This is a genomic window from Sphingomonas sp. IW22, assembly GCF_041321155.1.
Taxonomy (GTDB): Bacteria; Pseudomonadota; Alphaproteobacteria; order Sphingomonadales; family Sphingomonadaceae; genus Sphingomonas.
On the sequence record NZ_JBGGWB010000001.1, the window covers coordinates 1,805,826 to 1,825,222 of the forward strand.

Genomic DNA, 19,397 nt, shown 5'->3' on the forward strand with positions numbered 1-19,397 from the left:
ATGCGAGCTGATCGGGCCGCTTTTGCGTTCTGAGCGTGGGATCACTGCGCGTAAGATCTTGCGTTTTCTAGCGTCCAGCATTCTCCCGCGTGTCGCGCGCGCGATTCCAGCGCAGCCGTACCCGGGCGTCACGCAGCAGTGATACGGGGACAATCGTCGTAGCGCGCAGTCCGGCGACGCTTGAGATATTGCGCATCCCGCGTCGGGTTTCGTTGAACATCGCGCTGATCAGTTCGCGCGGCTCGATCTCGCCCTGCTCCTGCACAAGCGACAATCGGTGCATCGCATAGATGCCGATCAGCCCCGCCAGCACGAAGTAAAAGTCCCAGTTCGTCAGCACGATCGGTACGCTGAACGTCCCCTGCGGGTTCGACCAGCGCAGCAGCAGTTCGAATTTACGCGCCGAGAAAAAGTCGGCCAGCAGCCCGCCGATGATCGGCGCCAGCCCCGCGGCAACAGCGGTCACGGTCGCGCTGGCCGCCAGATAGGAGGTAGCGCTTCCCCGGGGCGACAACTTCAGCGCAATGTTCGTCGACGTGAGAGTCACCCCGGCAACAGACGCGCCCATGAACAGGTGGAGCACGATCAGCCACAGCTTGACCAAATCCCGATCCCCGATCTGGGAAGCGCCGATCATCGCGACAATCGACAGGATGTAGACCGGCGCGCAAACGGCGAGCACCGACTTGTTGGCGAAGCGATCGCTCATCACCCCCCAGGAGCGCAGGGCCAGGATATTGGCTATCTGGCTGACGACGCTCAGCACCATGACAAAGCTGACGTTGAACTGCAGCTGGCGGACGATGAAGACGGTGAAGAATGGTGTCGCCAGATTGACCGCAAACTGCCAGCTGCCGACAAAGCCGAGCAACCGGCGAAAGTTGCTGTCCCGCAGGGGCAGGCGGAGCAATTCGCGAAGCGGGACCGGGCCTCCGGACGGGGGCATCAGCGGCTCGGGCATTGCGGTAACGATACGCGCACTGATGAGCCCGGTGATACAGCCGATGGCAAACATCGCCGCAAAGACGAGATCGCGTGTCGGCGACCGTTCGGGCGTGAGGTCCAGTGCGAGTGCTGCCGCAAGGCCAAGCGCGAGGTTGATTAGGGTAAGCCAGACGGCGCGCTGAGCGAAGATCTGACCGAGCCGGTTCTCGGGCGCCAGATCTCGCAGCCAGGCATTCCATGCGCAGGTGCCGATTGCGCCAAGCCCGCACTGGGTAAACTGGGCGGCAAGAAAAATCAGCACTGCTGTCGTACCAGTGAAGAAGGCGGTGACGGCCATCACCCCCAGCATCATACGGCCGACGATGCTGCTCAGTACGGCGATGCGCTTGCGCTGGCGCACACGCTCGACGAGCAGGATGGCCGGCAGTTGCAGCAGCTGCGCCAGGAAAGGGGCGCTGGCAAGGATGCCGATCATGATGTTGGATGCGCCGAGATGGAGCGCGAAGGCGGTCAGGATCACACCTGTTGTCAACGCAGCCCCACCGCCGGAGAAGGCCGCTTCCACGACCAGCAAGCGCAGCCCCCGATCGCGATCTTCGGCGCTGACGTGCGCTTGCGGCGCGAGCGTCGCCACTAGCGTACGAACACGAAGACGGCGCCGGGCACCGGGAGAACCTGATGGTGTGGCGCCAGCGTACCATTGGAGAGGATTGAGAAGACAGCCACGTTGCCGGCCTCCTCATTGACGAGCACCAGCTGCCGCTGGTCCTCCAGCAGCACGAATGCGCGAGGCGATGCGCCGCCGCTCGGAACATGTTGCAGCAGGCTCATCGAGCCGTTCATTACCAGGGCGAACACCGCGATGCTGTCATGCCCGCGGTTGGTGACATAGACGCGATCGCCGGCTCGGTTGATACAGAGGTGCCCCGCTATGTTCTGGCCGGCAAAGTCGACAGGCAGTGTGGAGACGGTTTGGGTGGCGACCAGTGCGCCATCGTCGATGCGCAGGAGCGTCAGCGTGCTGGCAAGTTCGCTCGCCAGGACAGCGACCGGCAGGGTTGGGTGAAAGGTGAGATGGCGCGGCCCGGATCCGGCAGGTGCAGCGTAGGCAACGCACGGGTCGCCTACGGCACCGGTCTCGGCATCGAACGGGTAGGCGAAGACCGCATCCGCGCCGAGATCGACATGGTACAACCATCGCTGATCCGGGCTGAAACACACGCAATGTGCATGGGGGCCGTCCTGTCGGTCCGCGACGGGGCCGCTGCCCGAATGCCGCCGCAGCACTTCAGGAGCATCGCGCGGAACGCCGCTGGCGTCATCGAGACGGTACACCGCTATGCTGCCGCTGCCATAATTGGCGACCGCAAGGCGGTCCTGCGCGGCGTTCAGCGCGACGTAGCACGGCTCCGCCCCCCCCCGTCGGCACGCGTTCGATCTGCTGCCAGCCTGCCGCGGTTGCGCGGTAGGCGCCAACGGCGCCGTCCTTCTGCTCATCGACGATATAATAAAGGGCGTGCCGCGAAGAGTAGGTTGCGAAGGATGCGTTGCGTATGTCCGGACAGGCATCGCGCACTTCCCAACCCGCGTCTGCGGAAAAACAGAGCGGATGAAGCCCGGCGCCACCATTGCCGGCATTGGTGCCGACGTGGAGCATGACGCTCACGAAATCCTGATCGCGACGAATACCGCTCCTGTCTCTTCCTTCGCATCGGCGGCTTCGAAAGCATCGTTGATGTGGTCGAGGTCGAAACGATGGGTGATCAGGCTCGCCGCGTCGAGCTTGCCGTTCGCCAGCAGTTCGAGAACGGTGCCCTGCTCGGGGTAGATATCGTGGAACGCGAAACTGGCGCTCATGATAATCTCGATTTCCGCCATCTGGATGCGCTGCCATTCCAGCGGGATTGCGGTTTCGCCTGCGTCAAAGCCGCCGACTACCACGACTTTCCCGCCGCGACGTACCAGCCTGGTCGCCAATGGCAGCGTCTGCGGCATCGATTCCCCGCCCGCGCATTCGAAGCAGACGTCGACTCCCCGGCCGCCTGTGAACGCCATGACGCGTGCAACGGTATCGTCCGCGTTGCTGTCGACGATGTCATCAGCGCCGAGTTTCTTCGCCAATTCCAGCGAACTCGCCACCCGATCCACGATTATGACATCGGCACCGCCCAGCTTTGCGAGTTGCAGTTGTCCCAGGCCGATCGGCCCCGCACCGATGATGGCAACCTTCTGATTGACGCTCACGCCAGCGCGGTGATGCGCGTGCAGGCACACAGAGAAGGTGTCGATGAGCGCCGCTTCCTCGAAGCTGACATGATCAGGCAGCTTGTAGAACTTCTTCTCCGGGCCGCAGACGAACTCGCCATAGGCGCGGGACACGAAGTTGGTGCGGACATCGTAAAGATGCTCGCAGATATTGTAGCGCTGGATCGCGCAATATTCGCAGACATCGTCGCCCATCACCGTTTCGATGACGACGCGGTCGCCGGGCTTCAGATCGACGACGTCGGCGCCCACCTCGACGACCTCGCCGGCGAGTTCATGGCCGACGATATGGCATTCGAGCTCAGGTTCGGCCTTTTTCCAGTGGCGAAGATCGGTGCCGCAGATGCCCGCGACGCGTACCCGAGCAAGGACGAAATTGCCCGCAGGGATGATCGGCCGTTCGACTTCGGTGACATCGAACCTGCCGTCGGCTGTTTTCAGTGCGGCCTTCATTGGCTTGGTCCTTTGGTGTCGGTGCTGGTTTGCGCTTAACTGGTCTTCTGCACTCGCGGTTCGATCCGCAGATTGACCACGTCCGCCCGTTCCGATCGGGTCAGCGTGAACCGGATCGCATCGGCGATCTCGTCGGCATAGAGCATCCGATGTTCAGCGATCGCCTGCTCCTTCTGGTCGTCGCTGCACTCCTGCATCGGCGTGGATACCGATCCGGGCTGGATCACGCTGACCTTGATGTTCTTGGCCGCGACTTCCTTGCGAAGCGTCTCGGCGAATGCCTGAATGCCGGCCTTGGTCGCGGCATAGACGCTTTCGCCGTCGGCCTTGATCTCGGTGCTGATCGATCCGACGAACAGCAGATGTCCGCCGCCTTGGGCGTCCATCCGCAGGATCGCTCCGCGCGCCGCCGCCAGCGTGCCGATCAGATTGGTCTCGATCACGTAGCGCCAGTCGTCGTCCTCCATCTCGTGGATCGGCTGAGCGCCGATCGCGGCGCAGGAGACAAGCATGTCGATGCCGCCGAACTTCTCATCCATCTCGGCGAACACGGCGTCGATGCCCTCTTTTGTCGAGGCATCTGCGATCAGCCCTTCGACGGTGCCAGACGCTGAGTCCGCCGAAGCCAACGCATCATCTAGTCCCGCCTGATGGCGGCCGAAAGTCAGCACCCGTGCGCCCTTTTGAGCAAGCAGCGCAACGGTGGCCAGCCCGATGCCAGTCGTCCCGCCGGTGACAAGGATGCGCTTGTCCTTCAGTGTCGTTTGCTCGTGCATGATTATTCCCAACGCAAATAAAGGCGGCCGCTTGCCGGCACGCGATAGTCGATGCGATCAGCCGAGGCGTTGTGGGGCCGCAGGATATCTCCATCGGCCGTGCTGATTGTAACCTTGCCAAGCTTGCGCCGCTTCGATCGCACGATGCTCAAATCTGCAGTGCATCGTTCGCCGCCATCCAAAATGATCGTCAGGGAGCGGTCGCCGGTGCGCTCCGTCGAGCGGATGAAGTGATCGCAATATAACTGGAAGGGTGCGCCCTCGATCGGGTGGAAGGCGCGGGTGGCAAAGATGAAGGCAGCGCCGGCGCCATAAACCTCCTGGCCCACCTGTCCCGCCTGCTCGCCGCCCGGGTAGAGATCCTCGACCGGAAACGACAGCTTGCGATCGATATGACCGTTGCTTTCCCGTTGATCGGAAGCCAGCGCGTCCGCTGGAAGCGCATCGGGATAATAATACCAGCCGCGATGAAGCGCGTATCGGCAGAATTCCGAGATCAGCATCCGGGCGGCCGGTTCGATATCAGGCCCGCTGTCACGCAAATAGCGCTCGAACGCCACAAATGAGTCGAAGCATTCATAGATCGCCATGTACGGCGCATCCTGAAGGCACGAGACGCCCATGAACGTGCTGTAATGCGCCGCGTGGTCCAGATCGCTTTCCCAGACCACGCAATTGTGAAAGAAGCTCGCCAGATACACGTAGCTTTGTTCGAGATAGACGGCCTGGTTGGTGATCCGCCACAACCGCATGCAGGCCGCGGCACCCCATGCGGTGAGATTGGCCTGATAATTGACCTTGAAGCGCAGACCCATGGCCGTGTCGATCGCGTTGCGGGCCTCATCCAGGAAACGCTTGTCGTCGGTCAGCTCGAATGCCTGCAACATCACCCAGGCATAGATGCCGCCGACATCGGTCTGACCGCGGTCGTCAGCCTCCGCGGTGTCGGTGATGACGGTGAAGTCCGTCACCTTGTACTGGATCGGCCATTTGTACTTGAAATGCTGCGCGGCCCTGATGCCGAAGTCGATCGACTTGAGCAGCAGCACTTTCGCATCCTCGTCACCGTCGAGCGCGAGTATGCCGAGGTTCAGCATTGGGTGGTAGAGGTACCAGCTATCGACCGCGTCCGCGTCCTTGTCATCACCGACATTGGGCAGATAGCGGCGGAGCGACTGAAGCTCGGGGTCGAAGAACTTCTCCAGACCGGCTTTGAATTCTGCCTCTAACGGATGGGGCGAGCCGCACCATTTGCCCCAGTCGTGAATGGCCGTGACGATCGACATCTGCACCATGATGTCGGGATATTCGGCGTTGGTGTACGGGTGGACGTAGCGATGACCGTAATGCGCGATCGTCGCCTCGGGCGCGTTGTCGAGATCACGCAGCGTCCATTCGGCGCGCTTTACCCAGTCCCGAAACTCAACCTTGGGTCGCTCGATCGTCGCGTAAGCGATGCCGAGCATCTGCAGGAATCTGCGCGCGGAATCCCTTTCGTGCAGCGGCGCCTGGTGCCGGAAGACGAGGATCGCGTCGGACAGCGTGACCTCCACGCCGGCCTCCAGCGCGCTTTCGCAGGCCGGTGTGTCGTCTTCCGGAGTGGGGATCATGTAACCCAGTTCGGGCCATGTCCCGCCCACCACCGCATCGGGCTTGGTCCCGGTGGCCCGGTAATAATCGTTCAGCGCGGTCAGGTTCTGAACGTATAGCACATCGCCGAAGCTGGGCTCCTCTATATGAAGATAGGCGACCGCCACGTTCAGCCCGCGCTGCCCTACTTCGATGCTGCCGCCCGCACCCAGGGGATCGTCGTTCGCATCAAGGGGGTAAAGATCGCGCGGCATGAACGGAATCGACGTCGATACTTCGGGCGTCAGGCGTACTGTAACCCGCACATTTTCCAGCGCATGTGGGCCCGCGCGCACGGCGATGACGTGCAGGCCAAGGCTGCTGGTGACTTCGAGGCGCGCGATTTCACCCGGCTCCGCCTTCACGGCCTTGCAGGTGAACGCACCGACGAGATATGCCGCCCGAAGCGCCACGCCGCCCCGGCCTTGCCGACGAATGAGTAACCACAGGGAGTCGGTCGCGGGGCGAATCTCGACGTCGAGTTCGCCGAGCGGGAACGCTGCGATCGGGGCGTCGGCGCTCCGTTCGCCGATACCCCGAAGCGCCAGGGCGTGTGGGCTGGCTTTGCACGTGGGCAGCTCTAGGTTCGTCGTGGCCATATCGATCCCTGAACCTGTCTGATGTTGATGGCGAATTCCCGAAACGGTCGGCTTCGCGGATGCGTTCGATCCTCAATATGTGATCTTCAAACGTGCGTCCCTGACAACCGCGGCTCGAACGCTTTCGTTCCCGTGGGTTACGCAATGAATTGCCCTGCGACCGGCGCCATCAACCGATTTGTGATTCCCACACCAAGGCCAGCGCCGTAGGCCGCCGAAAAAGGAGACCATCCTCGATGGGGAGCGCCAGATCGAAATCGTTCCTGCTGACGGTTGACATGCCAATGTGACCGCACAGTCCTTCCTAGAAGGCGTGCGTGATAGCGTCGGCCGTCAACGCTTCTCGAGGGCTGGCTCCGGGGACCCTTGGGCCTTTCGCAGCATTTATTGAGCGCCGGAAAAGGTCAGGCGACGCGATCACCCATGCGTTCGGCCAATCGCACCTTGCGTTCGGGTGCCCAGTCTTCGTTGAACGCGATGGCCCCCTGCCTGAAAAGCATCACGATCGTCGAGCCGAGAAGGAAGCGGCCCATCTCTTCGCCCTTCTTCAGCACGATGTCCCTCTCGGTATAGGTCCATTCGGACGGCTTGTTGGTGCGCTTTGGATTGACCACGCCGTGCCACACGGTCGCCATGCTCCCCACAATGGTCGCGCCGACCAGCACCATGACGAACGGGCCATGCTCCACTGATTCGAAGATGCAAACCACGCGCTCGTTGCGCGCGAACAGGTTCGGTACGCCGCGCGCGGTGACAGGGTTCACCGAGAAGAGCTTTCCCGGCACGTAGATCATGCGCGTGAGCTTGCCGTCACAGGGCATGTGGAGGCGGTGGTAATCCTTGGGCGACAGATACAGGTTGGCGAAGCGGCCATGGCGAAATTGAGCGGCCAGCGCGGCGTCGCCGCCGACCAGCTGGGTTGTGGTGAACCGATGCCCCTTTGCTTGTAGCATGTGATGGTCATCGATGCAGCCGAACTGGCTGATCGCGCCGTCGACAGGACAGACGAAATCGGCGGCCGCGACCGGGCGCAAGCCGGCTTTGAGTGGACGGCTGAAGAAATCGTTGAAGCTCTTGTAGCTGCGGATGTCCGCATCTGCGGCTTCGGTCATGTCGACGGCGTATTTGCCAACGAACCAGCGGATCAGCCGCGTTGTCATCGCGCCCCCCTCCGCTGCGGCGATGCGACCGGCAAACGTCGTCAGGCGCTGCTTGGGCAGCATGTACTGGAGCAGGACCTTCAGGCGATCGGACATCAGAACCTCAAAAACGTCGGCACGATCCTTGTAGGGCCATGAACCGGCAAGTCGACCGTCGCGAAGCGGGTTTGAAGACGAGGCGCGTTAATGCGCTTGTGACCAAGCCGCCATGTTCAAACCATTGCAGGGCGGCTGACGGAAATGCGGCCGCCCCGGCTTATCCGATGCATATCAAACGCCGAGCCGACCGCCCCTTAAACGACCGAAGGGATAAAACGGGGCCGTGGGGATCATCAGTGATCGCCATGCGCTTCAGCAACTGGTCAGCAGCGTCGGGGCATCGTGAATGAGCATCCGGTTACATGGCGATGGCTGAACGCGAGTTGCTGGTCTAGGATGGGAAGCGGCAGATCGCTGCCAGAAGGAAACAGTGCCGGTGCAAGTAAAATCGGGATGCAGTCGTTGAGCCGTCCTGTCCCCCGAACTGCGGCGCTGGTCGTCAACGCGCATTCGCGAAAGGGCGAGGCGCTCTACCGTCAGGCGAAGCAAAAGCTGGAAGCGGCGGGCGTTACACTGACGGCCGCGCACGCCGTTCGAGATCCGTCGAAGCTGGACGAAACAGTCCGGGACGCCGTGCAAAGCGGCGCGCCGATGGTGATCATCGGCGGTGGCGACGGTTCTCTGTCGCGGCTTGTCGATTACCTTGCCAACACGGACTGCGTTTTCGCGGTATTGCCGCTGGGCACAGCGAACAGCTTTGCCCGAACGCTGGGCCTGCCTCTCGATCTCGACGGCGCGATCGATGCGATCGTGTCGGGCCGGCTGCGTCGCATCGACCTGGGCATGATCGAGGACGATTATTTCGTAAACGCTGCCGCGCTGGGGCTGTCGCCGATCATCGGCGACACGGTGCCGCACAAACTAAAGCGCTATCTGGGGCGGGTGGGATATCTTGGCTGGGCGCTTCGGTGCCTGCTGCGCTTTCGCCCGTTCCGCCTGACCGTCGAGGACGAACATGGCGAACACCGGACCTGGGCAAGCGAGGTCCGGATTTTCAACGGCCGCTTTCACGGCGGGGTCGAGCTGATCGAAACCACCGATGTCGACAGCGGGGACATCGTCATCCAGGCGGTGACGGGGCGCAGCGTGATGCGGCTTGCCTTCGACTGGTATGCCAAGTTTTTCAGGCTGAAGTCGCGCAGCGCCAACACGGTCGAGTTTCGCGGTCGCGAGTTGAAGCTGCGCACCCGCCCGGCCCAGAAGATCTCAATCGATGGCGAGTGCCTTGCCCGCACGCCGGTGACGGTGCGCGTCGCTCAGCGCGCGATCGAAGTCGTGGTACCCTCGGCGCCTTCGATGGTGTGACGGCGCTGCAATATCGCGGCTACCCATGACGCCGCGACGGCCCAGGCGATCCCGACCGACCAACCCGCCAGCACGTCGGTGGGGAAATGGACGCCAAGGAATATCCGCGAGAACCCGATCAACAGCGTCAGCACCAGCGCAGCGGTGATCAGGAAGGTGCGGACCCGCCTGCTCGGCTCGGCACTCGCGAGTAGCGCCGCGCCAGTCAGATAAACCATCGCCGAATTCATCGCATGGCCGCTGGGAAAGCTTGCCGAGCTGACCTCCACCAGATGCGGCACGATATCGGGTCGCGCGCGTGCGAATGCGATTTTTAGCAGCGCATTGAGCAAGCTACCCAAAGCGATTGAAGACGCGACGAATATCGCCAACGCAAGCTTGCGTCGCGCCACCAGATAACCGCTCACGAAAACCGTGACCAATGTCAGCACGGTTCCCCCGCCCAGGGCGGTGAAGTCGAGCATTGCGCGGGAGAACCAGCGTGGCCCAATCGACGTGCCCGGATCTGCAACGCTTCGCAGCTGGAGTAGTAACCAGCGATCGATCGCCAGTGGATTGCCCTCGACAACCTCGGAAGCAACGTAGGCAAATCCCGCAAGCGCGACGACGACGATCAGTAGCGTGACCAGGATGCGCGTATCCAAGCGACGCGCCCAGGTCCCGTCGATGCCGGCTGCAATCAATTCAAGGCTCCTGACTTGGGCTTGGCGGTACGATGGTCGTCTAACAGGTATAATCTGGTATGCCGCTTATAAAGAGGGATGCTCCGCTCGGCCAACGCGTCGGGGAAGTCCGGCGGAACGCTCATGGTGGCTGACGCGGCATGTGCAGTCGCGCCAGCACGGGCCTCGTTCAGCTGGGGCATTCGGACCGGGAAGCGACGTCATGCGTTCACTTCGAATGCCAGTGACGATCGAGATTTTGCAACAACGGATGGACGAAGCCGCTGCCGCTCTTGATTTCGAGGAGGCGGGCCGATGCCGCGACATGATCAACGCGATGCGTGGCGGCGCGACGGCCGTTGAGGCTGAAGAGGCGAGCTTTGAGGGATTGAGGCGCCAGGCGCCCGGCGCAATGGGCCTGGGAACCAGTCAGCAAAAGGTCACGCCGCCTGCCGGATGGCGCGCGCCACCCAAGCCTGATCCGATGACAGCCGGCCGTTCAAAGCGCGGCCGCCATCGCAAGTCGTGACGACAAGGGCGCGCGAGACGACACTTGCCCGTCTGGTGTCTCGATCACCGGGCGCGACGGTGCGCCCCAGCGAATTAGCGCGCGGACACATGCAGCGCACGTTCCAAGGGCCACTCGCGCGGGCCAGTATTGCGGCGAGGTTGCCGCGGCGAATGATCCGCTCGTGCTGCGCGGTCTTAGCCCAATCGAACTTAGGCCAGCGACGGCGCTCATCGCGTTCCACCGCAGGGCCGCGCACAATCGCGCTTCGATCGACGCTTTGCCGGTCATTTCGGCTCGCGATAGGTGCCGACCAGTTCCCCCGTTGCCAGAACGTGCCCCGCCGCAGCGGTCAGCACTTGGTCGCGCGTCGCGCCGAGCGGCAGATTCAGCGCCTGATCAAGGGCCAGCACCTGAAAATGGTAGCGATGCGGTTTGTCGCCCTTGGGTGGGCGGGGGCCGTACCAGCCGACAGTGCCGCGCCCCGATGCGCCCTGCATGATTCCTTCGAGCGGCCCACCGCTTAGTCGGTCCCGCTCCTGCAGTCCGCCGGGCAGGGCAAGCGTGCTGGCAGGCACGTTCCAGGCGACCCAGTGGACGACGGGCTTGGCGGACCCGTCAGGGTCCTCGACAAGGATCGCGTAGGAAGCGGCACCGGGTACCGCCGTCCAGCCGATTGCGGGCGAAATGCCGAGCCCGTATTCGCTATGATCGCGCGGCATCGGGCCGCCTGCCGCAAAGCCGGCGGCGCGGACGTCGATCCGCGCGGTGCCGGATGCGCGTGCTTCCGGCCGGGTCAGTGCGAGCGGTACGTTGTTCCCACGCGCAGCTTGTTCCAGCATTGGCGCCGCTGGCGGTGCCGGCGGTGCCGCTTGGCCGGTCGCGCCGTCATAGGTGATGCGATAGATGACGCCGTTGGCGTCGTCCGACAGCAGGATCGACCCGTCGCGCATTACCGCTACGCCGCACGGCCGGCCGTAGTGGCCGGTGCCGTCCGCGCTCATGAAACCGCTGACGAACGGCTCGATGCGCGTCGCCTGGCCGTCCGCGTCGAAGCGGATGCGCGCCAGTTCGTAGCCTGAGGCGGGCTTGCGGTTCCAGCTGCCGCGCAGTGCGATGAAGGCGTCGCCTGCCGCGTCCGGCGCAAAGCCGCCGCCTGGATGGAAGGCCATCTGCATCCCTGCGGAATGCGCGACGTGCATCAGGACGGGATTGGTCGACGCCGCTGCCCATTGCGCCGCGACCAGCCCGCCGGGCGGCTCGTCTTGCGGATTGCGCTCACCCTTTTCAAAGACATACGGCCAACCGTATCGCTTGCCGCGCTCGATCTTGTTGAGCTCTTCGCGCTGAAGGTCATTGCCCAGCCAGTCGATCCCCTGGTCCCAGCCCCACAGTTCGCCGGTACGCGGATGCCAGCCGAAGCCGATCGTGTTGCGTAACCCCGACGCCCAGATACGCCGCGTCTTGCCATCAAGGCTGGCGCGGATCAGCGTCGCGCTCTCCTGGCTCGTTTCGTCGCAGGCGTTACAGGTCGAGCCGACGCTGATATAAAGCATCCGGTCCGGCCCGACCGCGAGCGTCCGGTTCGGGTGCTGGCCGGCATCGGGCAGATCGTCGATCAGCGTTTCAATCTCTCCGATGCCGCCATCGGGACGAAGCGGCGCGCTGAACACTTCACGCGCGGTCATGAAATAGAGTCTGCCGTCGTGGATCGCGAGGCCGTGGAGGCCCGGGCGATTGACAATCACGGTCGGCGGACCGTCGGCGCGCCCGTCGCGGTTCGCGTCGACAAGCCGGATGATATCGGCTTCCGAGCGGCGACTGACATAGATCGAGCCATCGGGCGCCACCGCCATGACCCGCGCATTGCCAAGGTCGCTTGCCCAGACGGCGGCGCGGTAGCCGCGTGGCAATTTGAGCGAAGCGGCGAAATCGGGACCGGGCTTAAGCGGTGTCAACTCGTTGAAATAGGCCTCTACCGCGCGTTTGTCGTTGTCCTCCGGGCTGCTTTGCCCGGCAACAGGGGCGGCGATCAGGAGCAATGTTGCGGTGAGGAGGGCGGCCTTCATCGTGTTACCCCGTTGTTCACGGGATCAAATGCACAATGCGATGCTCCGGGTCCGTCATCGACGAACTAAAACTGATGACCTCTTTTCCGGCGAAAGGATGTTCAATCGCCGATCAGGTGAAGCGCAAGCTGGCGGCGATGCGGACGGCGGCGATGTTCGAAAAGATAGATGCCCTGCCACGTACCCAACACCAGTTGCCCGCGCATGACCGGGATGGATAGCTGGACTTGGGTCAGCGCCGTGCGCAGATGGGCGGGCATGTCGTCCGGCCCCTCGTCGTCATGGGCATACTCGTCGCTTTCCGGGGCGATGCGCGCGAAATAGGCCTCGATGTCGCTGCGGACGGCGGGTGCGGCATTTTCCTGGATCAACAGCGATGCCGATGTGTGCCGGCAAAAGATGGTGAGCAGCCCGGATTCAATGCCTTGCCCGCGCTGCCACGCGACAATGTCATCGGTAATCTCGACCAGACCTTGCCCACGCGTTTCGATGGTCAGCATGTCCAACGCTTGCCGCATTCCGTCTCCTTGCCGCTATCGACCGCTCACGCGGCCCGGGGCGCCCATGGCCGATGTCATTTCAGGCCAAGCGCGTCGCGGATGATATAGTGCAGATCGGTTTGATCGAGGAGGCCGCTGACATTCACGGCGCGCGGGCCATAGGCAGCGATCCGCAATTGCGTGCCGGTATGCCCCTGCGATCCTTCTTCCGCCGTTCCATAATTGACGGTTAGCAGCCCGCCTTCGCGCGTTTTTAGCGTTGCCGTAAGGCCCGGCGCGCGCGTGCCGTTGCCGACGATCTGGCTGGTATGGGCATGGTCGGCGGTGACGATCACCAGCGTGTGACCATCGGCGCGCGCAAAGGCCAGCGCGACCTGAACCGCCTCGTCCAGATCGACGGTTTCGCCGATCTGGCCGCACGGATTGGCGGCATGATCCTGCTTGTCGATCGACGCGCCTTCGACCTGAAGGAAAAATCCCTTCGGATTGCCCTTGAGCAGGTCGATGGCCTTGGTCGTCATGCTGGCCAGTGTGGGCACGCTGGCGGTGCGCTGGGCATTGTCGGCGCAGGTGATCGGCGGCTGGTCGATATTGCCGTGATGGCTCGCCTTTGGCCCCGTCCAGCGGACCGGCATGTGCCCCTCTGAAAAGATGCCGATCAGCGGCTGCCGGTCATTGGCTTCGCGCACCGCGTCCAGTTCAGCGGCGGTGCGGACGATGCGATAGCCGCGCGCCTGTGCCTGTTGGGCCAGCGTCCGGCCCTTCCACTTGCCCGCAGTCGCCGTGGCGGCAAAGCTGGCCGCGCCGCCGCCCAGCACCAGATCGGCGCGCGTATTCAGAAGCTGTTCGGTGATCGAGCCCGCACCGCCATTTTCCAGCGCATTTTCCGGGCAGGTCTGGAGCGTCTTCGTCGGCGTATAGCAGCTGCGATAGGCGACATGGGCAAGCTGCGCGCCGGGTGTGGCATCTTGGATTTCGGCGGTCGAGACATTGCCGGTCGCCAAGCCCATCGCCTTGGCCCGCTCAAGCAGGGTCGCGTGGGCCCGCCCCTGAATATCGACCCCGATCGCGCCATTATAGCTTTTCACGCCCGACGCCCATGCCGTGGCGGAGGCGGCACTGTCGGTGACATAGTTCGGTTTGCCGGTTTCGCGGTCGAGCGAATAGTGGGTGTACTGACCGGTGAACGGCAGCGCGTCGATGCCCTTGAAATAGCCCCCCGCGCCCTCCGCATAATTGCGCGCGACCGTGATTTCGGAATCACCCATGCCGTCGCCGATCAGCAGGATGACGTTGCGAACTTCACCGTCCTTGCTCAACCGCGCATAGAGATCGCGCATGTCGCCCGGCAGTCGGCGTGCCCCGCCCGGTTCGCGCAGGTTGCCGCGCGCGGCGCGCGAAAGGTCCGGTTCCGCATCCTGTGCGACGGCAGGATATGCCGTGGTGGCAATCAGGGTGACAAGGGCCAGGCGAGCGATCATGGGGGGAACTCCAGCGGGGATCAGCGCGCACGGGAAACGCCCGGCACGCGGGTAAGGAATGCGGGCCGGCACCTTCGCACCGGCCCGCCGATCGGGTCAGAACTGGGCGCGCACGCCCAGGCTGATACGGCTGCCCGACGATTCGTACAGGACGGGGAAGGACGGATCCATCGTGTACCCCGTCGTCATGGCATTGCCGACATTGATGCCCTGCAACTCGACCCGGAAATTGCGCGTCATCTGATAGCTGGCGGCAAAGTCGAACTGGCCATAGGCGTCGCGATAGACCGGATACATGTTGCGTTCGATCCGCTCCACATACGCACCCTTGCGGTTGTACGACACGCGCACGGACACCGGACCCCGATCGTAGAACACCGTCGCGTTATAGACGGTATCCGCCAGCCCGATCGGCGAAGTGTCGACGCCCAGGTCCGACTGGCCCGTCAGCGAACTGTCGAGAAACGTCACATTGGCGTTCACGCCGAACCCGTCCGCCCATTCGGCGAACATGCCGAACGGGATGACCGCATTCAGCTCGACGCCGCTGACGTCGTACGCGCCCTCGGCATTGACCGGCTGATAGACATCGAATTCATAAACGCCGTCGATCGTGCCGTTCGCATTGTACTTGGTCACGTTCGGCACCGTGCCGGTCAGGCTGTTCTGGACGACGCCCTTGATCTTCTTCCAGAAATAGGATGCCGCCAGGATGCCGCCCCGACCGAAATACTTCTCCGCGCCGATTTCCCACTGATCGGCATCGGTGGGCTTCAGGTTCGGATTGCCGTCGGTGAACCGGAAATCGTTGAAGCTGGCGGTGCGCTTGTACGCCAGGTCGGTCAGCGCCGGGCGGATCAGCGTCTGCGACGCCGCGGCGCGCAGGAACAGGCTGTCCGTCAGTTCGGCATGGGCGTTGAACGAGGGCAGGAACTTCTCGTAACGACCCGTGCTGGCGACCGGCTCATCGGTATAACCGGTGCTGCCATCGGGGTTCTGGATCTGGAAGAATCCTTCCGACCGGATCGTCGTCCGCAGATACCGGCCGCCCAGATTGACGAACACCGGCACCGGCACGTCGAAGCGGAAATCGGCCATCGCATAGCCCGCGATCGTTTCCTCGCTGACCTTGTAGTAATTGCCGTCGCTGAACGGCGTGACAAAGCCGGCGGGGCGGAAGAAGTCGCGAGCATATTCGTTCGAGATTTGCGACCAGTTCAGGTCGCGCGCCTGATAATCCTTGCCGCCCGTAATCTCGGTGACAGGGGTCAGCGGGCTGTCCGCCAGCGTGCGGCGATTGACATAGTCGGTGCTGCCGCGCGTCGGCCCCTGAATACGCTCCTCGCCATATTCGCGCTCGTTCGTCTTGTTGGTATAGCGTGCGCCGATATGGATTTGGCGCAGGAACGTCTCGCCGAAATCATATCCGACATCGGCCTGCGCCGCATATTTGTCGTCCTTTATCTGTTCGCGCTGCGTCTCATACGCTTCGAACAGATAGGCGCCGGGCGCATTGTACATGTCGATCGTGCGCGGATTGTCGCTGGGGATCGTCTCACCCCCGTTTTCCGTATAGCGGGTGCGCGACGGGGCATAGGCGACGTGCTTCAGATTGGCGCTGTCCAGCGTCTTGCGCGCGCCGGAATAGCCGCCCAGTGCGTTGATCGTCCAGCGATCGCTCGTCCAGTTCATCTCGCCGCCGAACTGGCGATAATCGGTTTCGCGGATGAACTCCTTGCTCAGAAATTCATGCTGCGTGTTCTTGTACGACACGTCGCGCAGAACGATGATGCCGTCCTTCGCCAAGGTGGTCGCGTCGAAATCGTGAATGACTTCAATGGTCGAATTGCTCGACGCGGAATAGCCCGCCGCATCATATTCGTCCTCGGTCACGTCATAGGCGCCGACGAAAGCGTCGAAGGCGATGCTGAAATTGTCGCTCGGCTTGTACTGGACCGAACCCGACAGGCCCAGACGGTCCTGATCGTTCTGATAAACGCGGTCACCGACCTTATCGAGGAAGACGATGCGGTTCTTGTCGGCATCGGTAAAGGTGATCCCGGCATCGCGCTGAAGGACGGCGATCGCCTGATTCCGGTTCGCGCCCGTGCGGTCGGTCCAGCGCGAAATCGGGCGGAAGTTGATGCCCGAATTGCTGTCTGTCCGGTTGGTCCGCTGCTGCTTGGCGACCGACACCAGCACCCCGAAATCGCCAAAGGTCTGGCTGGCGAGGAACGAGAAGTTCGGATCGATCTCTTCCGAGATCGAATTGTACGCGCCCTCGACGCTGCCGACCAGGCGAAGGCCGGGATTGTCGAACGGACGCGCGGTCTTGATATAGACCGAACCGGCAATGCCGCCTTCTTCATCGGCGGCGGTCGGGGACTTCTGCACCGTGACCGACTGAATGAGTTCGGACGCGAAGATGTCGAACTCGACATCGCGGCCACCCGAACCCGATGCAGTCGCCAGCTTGTTGATCGACACGAAGGTGAATTCCGTCGGCAGGCCGCGCACGTTCACGCGCGTGCCCAGGCCCCGGTTCCGCTCGATCGCGACGCCGGGGATGCGCTGCAACGCTTCCGACAGATTCTGTTCGGGAAAGTCGGCGATGTCCGTGGCGACGATCGAGTCCGAAAAGCCGATCGTGTTGCGCTTCAGCTCGATCGCTTCGTCCAGGCTGCGGCGATAGCCGGAAACCACGATGTCCGGATCGGTCGCGTCCTCGCTGACCGGATTGCTGGTGGCGGTCGCGACTGGCGCTTCCTGAGCAATGGCGGGCGTCGCGGCCAGCACGGCCAGCGACGTTCCCATCAGCAATTGGATCGAATGCGCGCGGTTGAATGGATTTCGCATGAAGTTGCCCCCCTTGGGCACATGAATGGCGGCCGCCGCAGACCCGAAGACACAGGCCAGCGGCGTCCGAACCACAGGGGGTCCGCACGGGTGGCGCGCCTGGCGAGCATGCAGCGATGATTGCGTCCGGCGGCCATGCATCCGGACGCTCTGGCTCTCCAAGCCGGGTCGACGATGTTTCGCCCGACCGGCTCGCAACGCCGGTGAAGAACGGATGTTACGTGTTCTTTGCGGAACGAAGAATCTTAGGTGTCATTCATAAAAATGATTGGGAATAGGGTCGCCGTGCCCCGCGGCCTTCACCGATCCTCAAGCTCGCCGCAGCCCGCAGGGCGGCGGACCGGGTTGCAGCGCGCAATCCGCCCATCGAGCAGCGCCACGCGATAATCGCCGGGGAAACGGGGGTCGGGCCATAGATAATCGGTCGAGACATATTGCGCGCCCACCGCAAGCGCGGCGTCGCGACGCCGGGTGTCGTTAACGCGCGCCTCACGGGTATCGGCATCGGCGCGGGTGCGGACCAGAAAACCGGCTGCGACCGCGCGCGCAATACGTGCGCCGTCGCCGATCGGATCGTTGAGCGTCAGATAGGCCGCCGCAGGCGACGACTCGTCGGTATTGATGAAGAACACCCGTCCTTCCAGCGACCGGCGCGCGCCGCGATAGATCGCCACCTTTTCGGGCGGTTCGTCCAGCGCGAACAGAAACTTGCCCCGCGATGCCGCCAGCGTTGGCCAGTTGTTCGCCAGCACCGCGTCGCGCAGCGTCGGGTAGTCGCCCTGCACATCATCGGGCGTCACCAGGTTGCCGGGCGACATCACGCTGCGGATCTCCGCGTCGAGCGAGTCATATGCCGCGGCATCGAAGGGCAGGGCGTCGATCCCGCCGCGCGCGGCGTTGCGATCCTGCTTGGCGTTGAACATCAACAGGATCGGGACATGGCGCGGATGGGCGTCCGACCATCGGCGGATGATTCCCAGACACTCTGTCAGCAGCACGCAGCTGGACGAGTTGTCGATGCCGGCAATGTGCAGCACCTTGAAACCGGGCCTTTGCAGGCGCGGATCGCGCGCGTCGCCGGCATAATGGCCGCCCGCCGGATCATAATTTACGTCGATCTCAAGCTGGCGGGCACCCGCGTCCAACTGTTCCACAAGCGGCCGGTGACCGTAATCCAGCGCGTCGGCCATGGCCGGATCGCTGCGCCGCAGTCGCGCCATCGTCGCTTGCGGCATGGGCAGCTTGTAGCTGTTGTGCGTCCCGACCGTTGCGATGTCGTTCAGCCGCAAGGGTGCGTCCTGAGCCGCGACGGGCGCGGCGCCGAACGCCATAGCGGCGGTGAGCCATGTGCGGGCCATGCGATTGAGCATGTGCAGTTCCAATTCGTGACGCCGATCGCGTGGATACGGCCGGTTGCTGCCCGGTGGCGTCCGTTTATTGCCATAGCGTGACGGTGCGGGTGCGCGAGCGCGGAATACGCGTCGGGCCGGCGGCTCGGCGTAACACGATGACGCCCCCCGTTATCCGGCTGGGCCTGAGCAATACCAAACGATCCGGGGTCCGGGCCGCCCTCCCGCGGCGTTTTTTCGCCTGTTTTCGCCGGTTCGGGCACTGAACCGATGCCGTTTGCAGCATGATGGATGGCAAAAGGCCCGCACCTGCGGATAAGGAAGGCGTTCCACAACATGAGAGCATGACATGAACAATTCCGACCTCGCCGACCGCATCGCCGACAGCCACGGCGTCAGCAAGGCCGACGCCCGCAAGCTCGTCGACGGCGTCTTTGCCGCTATCGTCGATGCCGCTGCCGGCGGCGACGAGATCGCCCTTAGCGGCTTCGGCAAGTTCAAGGTCAAGGACAGCCCGGCGCGCGAAGGTCGCAACCCTTCGACCGGCGAGACCATCCAGATCGCCGCCTCCAAGAAGCTCGGCTTCACGCCCGCCAAGGCGGTCAAGGACAAGCTCAACGCCTAACATAAACCGCCCCGTCCGCATGGCGGGCGGGGCGGCGATGACTGAACGACGTCGATTGCCTTGAGGAGCGAAGACCCATAGCGGTCGAGCACGGATACTCGATCGACAAGCCTGCA

General features: G+C 63.3%; 15 protein-coding genes. 3 read left to right on the forward strand and 12 right to left on the reverse strand.

All coding sequences use genetic code 11. The features are described from left to right. Positions 1–67 precede the first annotated feature (67 nt). The 6 genes from ACAX61_RS08945 to asd form a co-directional block, all read right to left on the reverse strand. A complete protein-coding gene (locus ACAX61_RS08945) occupies positions 68–1,579 on the reverse strand; it encodes an MFS transporter (protein ID WP_370714410.1) in 1,512 nt (503 codons plus the stop codon). Further along, the gene (locus ACAX61_RS08950) at positions 1,579–2,583 is read right to left on the reverse strand and encodes a lactonase family protein (protein WP_370714411.1); all 1,005 of its coding nucleotides are present in this window, start codon (positions 2,581–2,583) and stop codon (positions 1,579–1,581) included. The genes ACAX61_RS08945 and ACAX61_RS08950 overlap by 1 nt, the downstream gene beginning before the upstream one ends. 24 nt (positions 2,584–2,607) lie before the next feature. After that, entirely contained in the window at positions 2,608–3,663 is a 1,056-nt protein-coding gene (locus tag ACAX61_RS08955) for a zinc-dependent alcohol dehydrogenase (protein ID WP_370714412.1), read from the reverse strand. A 35-nt stretch (positions 3,664–3,698) separates the two neighbouring features. Continuing rightward, entirely contained in the window at positions 3,699–4,439 is a 741-nt protein-coding gene (locus ACAX61_RS08960) for an SDR family oxidoreductase (protein ID WP_370714413.1), read from the reverse strand. 2 nt (positions 4,440–4,441) lie between these two features. Further along, positions 4,442–6,667, reverse strand: a complete 2,226-nt coding sequence (locus ACAX61_RS08965; RefSeq protein ID WP_370714414.1) for a hypothetical protein — start codon at positions 6,665–6,667, stop codon at positions 4,442–4,444. Positions 6,668–7,071: 404 nt separating this feature from the next. Continuing rightward, entirely contained in the window at positions 7,072–7,923 is an 852-nt protein-coding gene (gene asd / locus ACAX61_RS08970; RefSeq protein WP_370714415.1) for an archaetidylserine decarboxylase, read from the reverse strand. Positions 7,924–8,319: 396 nt separating this feature from the next. Here asd and ACAX61_RS08975 point away from each other — a divergent pair, with 396 nt between their 5' ends. After that, positions 8,320–9,231 (forward strand): diacylglycerol/lipid kinase family protein, encoded by a 912-nt coding sequence (locus ACAX61_RS08975; RefSeq protein ID WP_370714416.1) that lies wholly within the window; start codon positions 8,320–8,322, stop codon positions 9,229–9,231. Here ACAX61_RS08975 and ACAX61_RS08980 read toward each other — a convergent pair. Further along, the gene (locus ACAX61_RS08980; protein WP_370714417.1) at positions 9,183–9,875 is read right to left on the reverse strand and encodes a phosphatase PAP2 family protein; all 693 of its coding nucleotides are present in this window, start codon (positions 9,873–9,875) and stop codon (positions 9,183–9,185) included. The two genes, ACAX61_RS08975 and ACAX61_RS08980, sit on opposite strands and share 49 nt — an antisense overlap. Positions 9,876–10,131: 256 nt before the next feature. Here ACAX61_RS08980 and ACAX61_RS08985 point away from each other — a divergent pair, with 256 nt between their 5' ends. Continuing rightward, positions 10,132–10,422, forward strand: a complete 291-nt coding sequence (locus ACAX61_RS08985; protein WP_370714957.1) for a UvrB/UvrC motif-containing protein — start codon at positions 10,132–10,134, stop codon at positions 10,420–10,422. 266 nt (positions 10,423–10,688) lie between these two features. Here the strand turns inward: ACAX61_RS08985 and ACAX61_RS08990 are convergent, their stop codons facing one another. From ACAX61_RS08990 to ACAX61_RS09010, 5 genes are all read right to left on the reverse strand, one after another. Further along, positions 10,689–12,470, reverse strand: a complete 1,782-nt coding sequence (locus ACAX61_RS08990; protein WP_370714418.1) for a YbhB/YbcL family Raf kinase inhibitor-like protein — start codon at positions 12,468–12,470, stop codon at positions 10,689–10,691. Positions 12,471–12,571: 101 nt separating this feature from the next. Continuing rightward, the gene (locus tag ACAX61_RS08995) at positions 12,572–12,988 is read right to left on the reverse strand and encodes a secondary thiamine-phosphate synthase enzyme YjbQ (protein WP_370714419.1); all 417 of its coding nucleotides are present in this window, start codon (positions 12,986–12,988) and stop codon (positions 12,572–12,574) included. 56 nt (positions 12,989–13,044) lie between these two features. Then, a complete protein-coding gene (gene phoA, locus ACAX61_RS09000; RefSeq protein ID WP_370714420.1) occupies positions 13,045–14,451 on the reverse strand; it encodes an alkaline phosphatase in 1,407 nt (468 codons plus the stop codon). A gap of 96 nt (positions 14,452–14,547) precedes the next feature. Next, positions 14,548–17,307 carry a TonB-dependent receptor gene (locus ACAX61_RS09005; RefSeq protein ID WP_370714421.1) on the reverse strand — a complete coding sequence of 920 codons (2,760 nt, stop codon included), beginning with the start codon at positions 17,305–17,307 and terminating at the stop codon, positions 14,548–14,550. A gap of 299 nt (positions 17,308–17,606) precedes the next feature. Further along, positions 17,607–18,677, reverse strand: coding sequence for a phosphatidylinositol-specific phospholipase C1-like protein (locus ACAX61_RS09010; RefSeq protein ID WP_370714422.1), 1,071 nt, complete (start codon positions 18,675–18,677; stop codon positions 17,607–17,609). A 328-nt stretch (positions 18,678–19,005) separates the two neighbouring features. Between ACAX61_RS09010 and ACAX61_RS09015 the strand changes: the two genes are divergently transcribed. After that, positions 19,006–19,281, forward strand: coding sequence for an HU family DNA-binding protein (locus tag ACAX61_RS09015; protein ID WP_370714423.1), 276 nt, complete (start codon positions 19,006–19,008; stop codon positions 19,279–19,281). Positions 19,282–19,397: the final 116 nt, after the last annotated feature.

Excerpts from the sequence above, each read along its gene's own strand:
- ACAX61_RS08950 (WP_370714411.1), bottom strand. The coding sequence starts at position 2,583 with ATGCCGGCAATGGTGGCGCCGGGCTTCATCCGCTCTGTTTTTCCGCAG.
- ACAX61_RS08955 (WP_370714412.1), bottom strand. The coding sequence starts at position 3,663 with ATGAAGGCCGCACTGAAAACAGCCGACGGCAGGTTCGATGTCACCGAA.
- ACAX61_RS08960 (WP_370714413.1), bottom strand. The coding sequence starts at position 4,439 with ATGCACGAGCAAACGACACTGAAGGACAAGCGCATCCTTGTCACCGGC.
- ACAX61_RS08965 (WP_370714414.1), bottom strand. The coding sequence starts at position 6,667 with ATGGCCACGACGAACCTAGAGCTGCCCACGTGCAAAGCCAGCCCACAC.
- asd (WP_370714415.1), bottom strand. The coding sequence starts at position 7,923 with ATGTCCGATCGCCTGAAGGTCCTGCTCCAGTACATGCTGCCCAAGCAG.
- ACAX61_RS08975 (WP_370714416.1), top strand. The coding sequence starts at position 8,320 with ATGCAGTCGTTGAGCCGTCCTGTCCCCCGAACTGCGGCGCTGGTCGTC.
- ACAX61_RS08985 (WP_370714957.1), top strand. The coding sequence starts at position 10,132 with ATGCCAGTGACGATCGAGATTTTGCAACAACGGATGGACGAAGCCGCT.
- ACAX61_RS08990 (WP_370714418.1), bottom strand. The coding sequence starts at position 12,470 with ATGAAGGCCGCCCTCCTCACCGCAACATTGCTCCTGATCGCCGCCCCT.
- ACAX61_RS08995 (WP_370714419.1), bottom strand. The coding sequence starts at position 12,988 with ATGCGGCAAGCGTTGGACATGCTGACCATCGAAACGCGTGGGCAAGGT.
- phoA (WP_370714420.1), bottom strand. The coding sequence starts at position 14,451 with ATGATCGCTCGCCTGGCCCTTGTCACCCTGATTGCCACCACGGCATAT.
- ACAX61_RS09005 (WP_370714421.1), bottom strand. The coding sequence starts at position 17,307 with ATGCGAAATCCATTCAACCGCGCGCATTCGATCCAATTGCTGATGGGA.
- ACAX61_RS09010 (WP_370714422.1), bottom strand. The coding sequence starts at position 18,677 with ATGCTCAATCGCATGGCCCGCACATGGCTCACCGCCGCTATGGCGTTC.
- ACAX61_RS09015 (WP_370714423.1), top strand. The coding sequence starts at position 19,006 with ATGAACAATTCCGACCTCGCCGACCGCATCGCCGACAGCCACGGCGTC.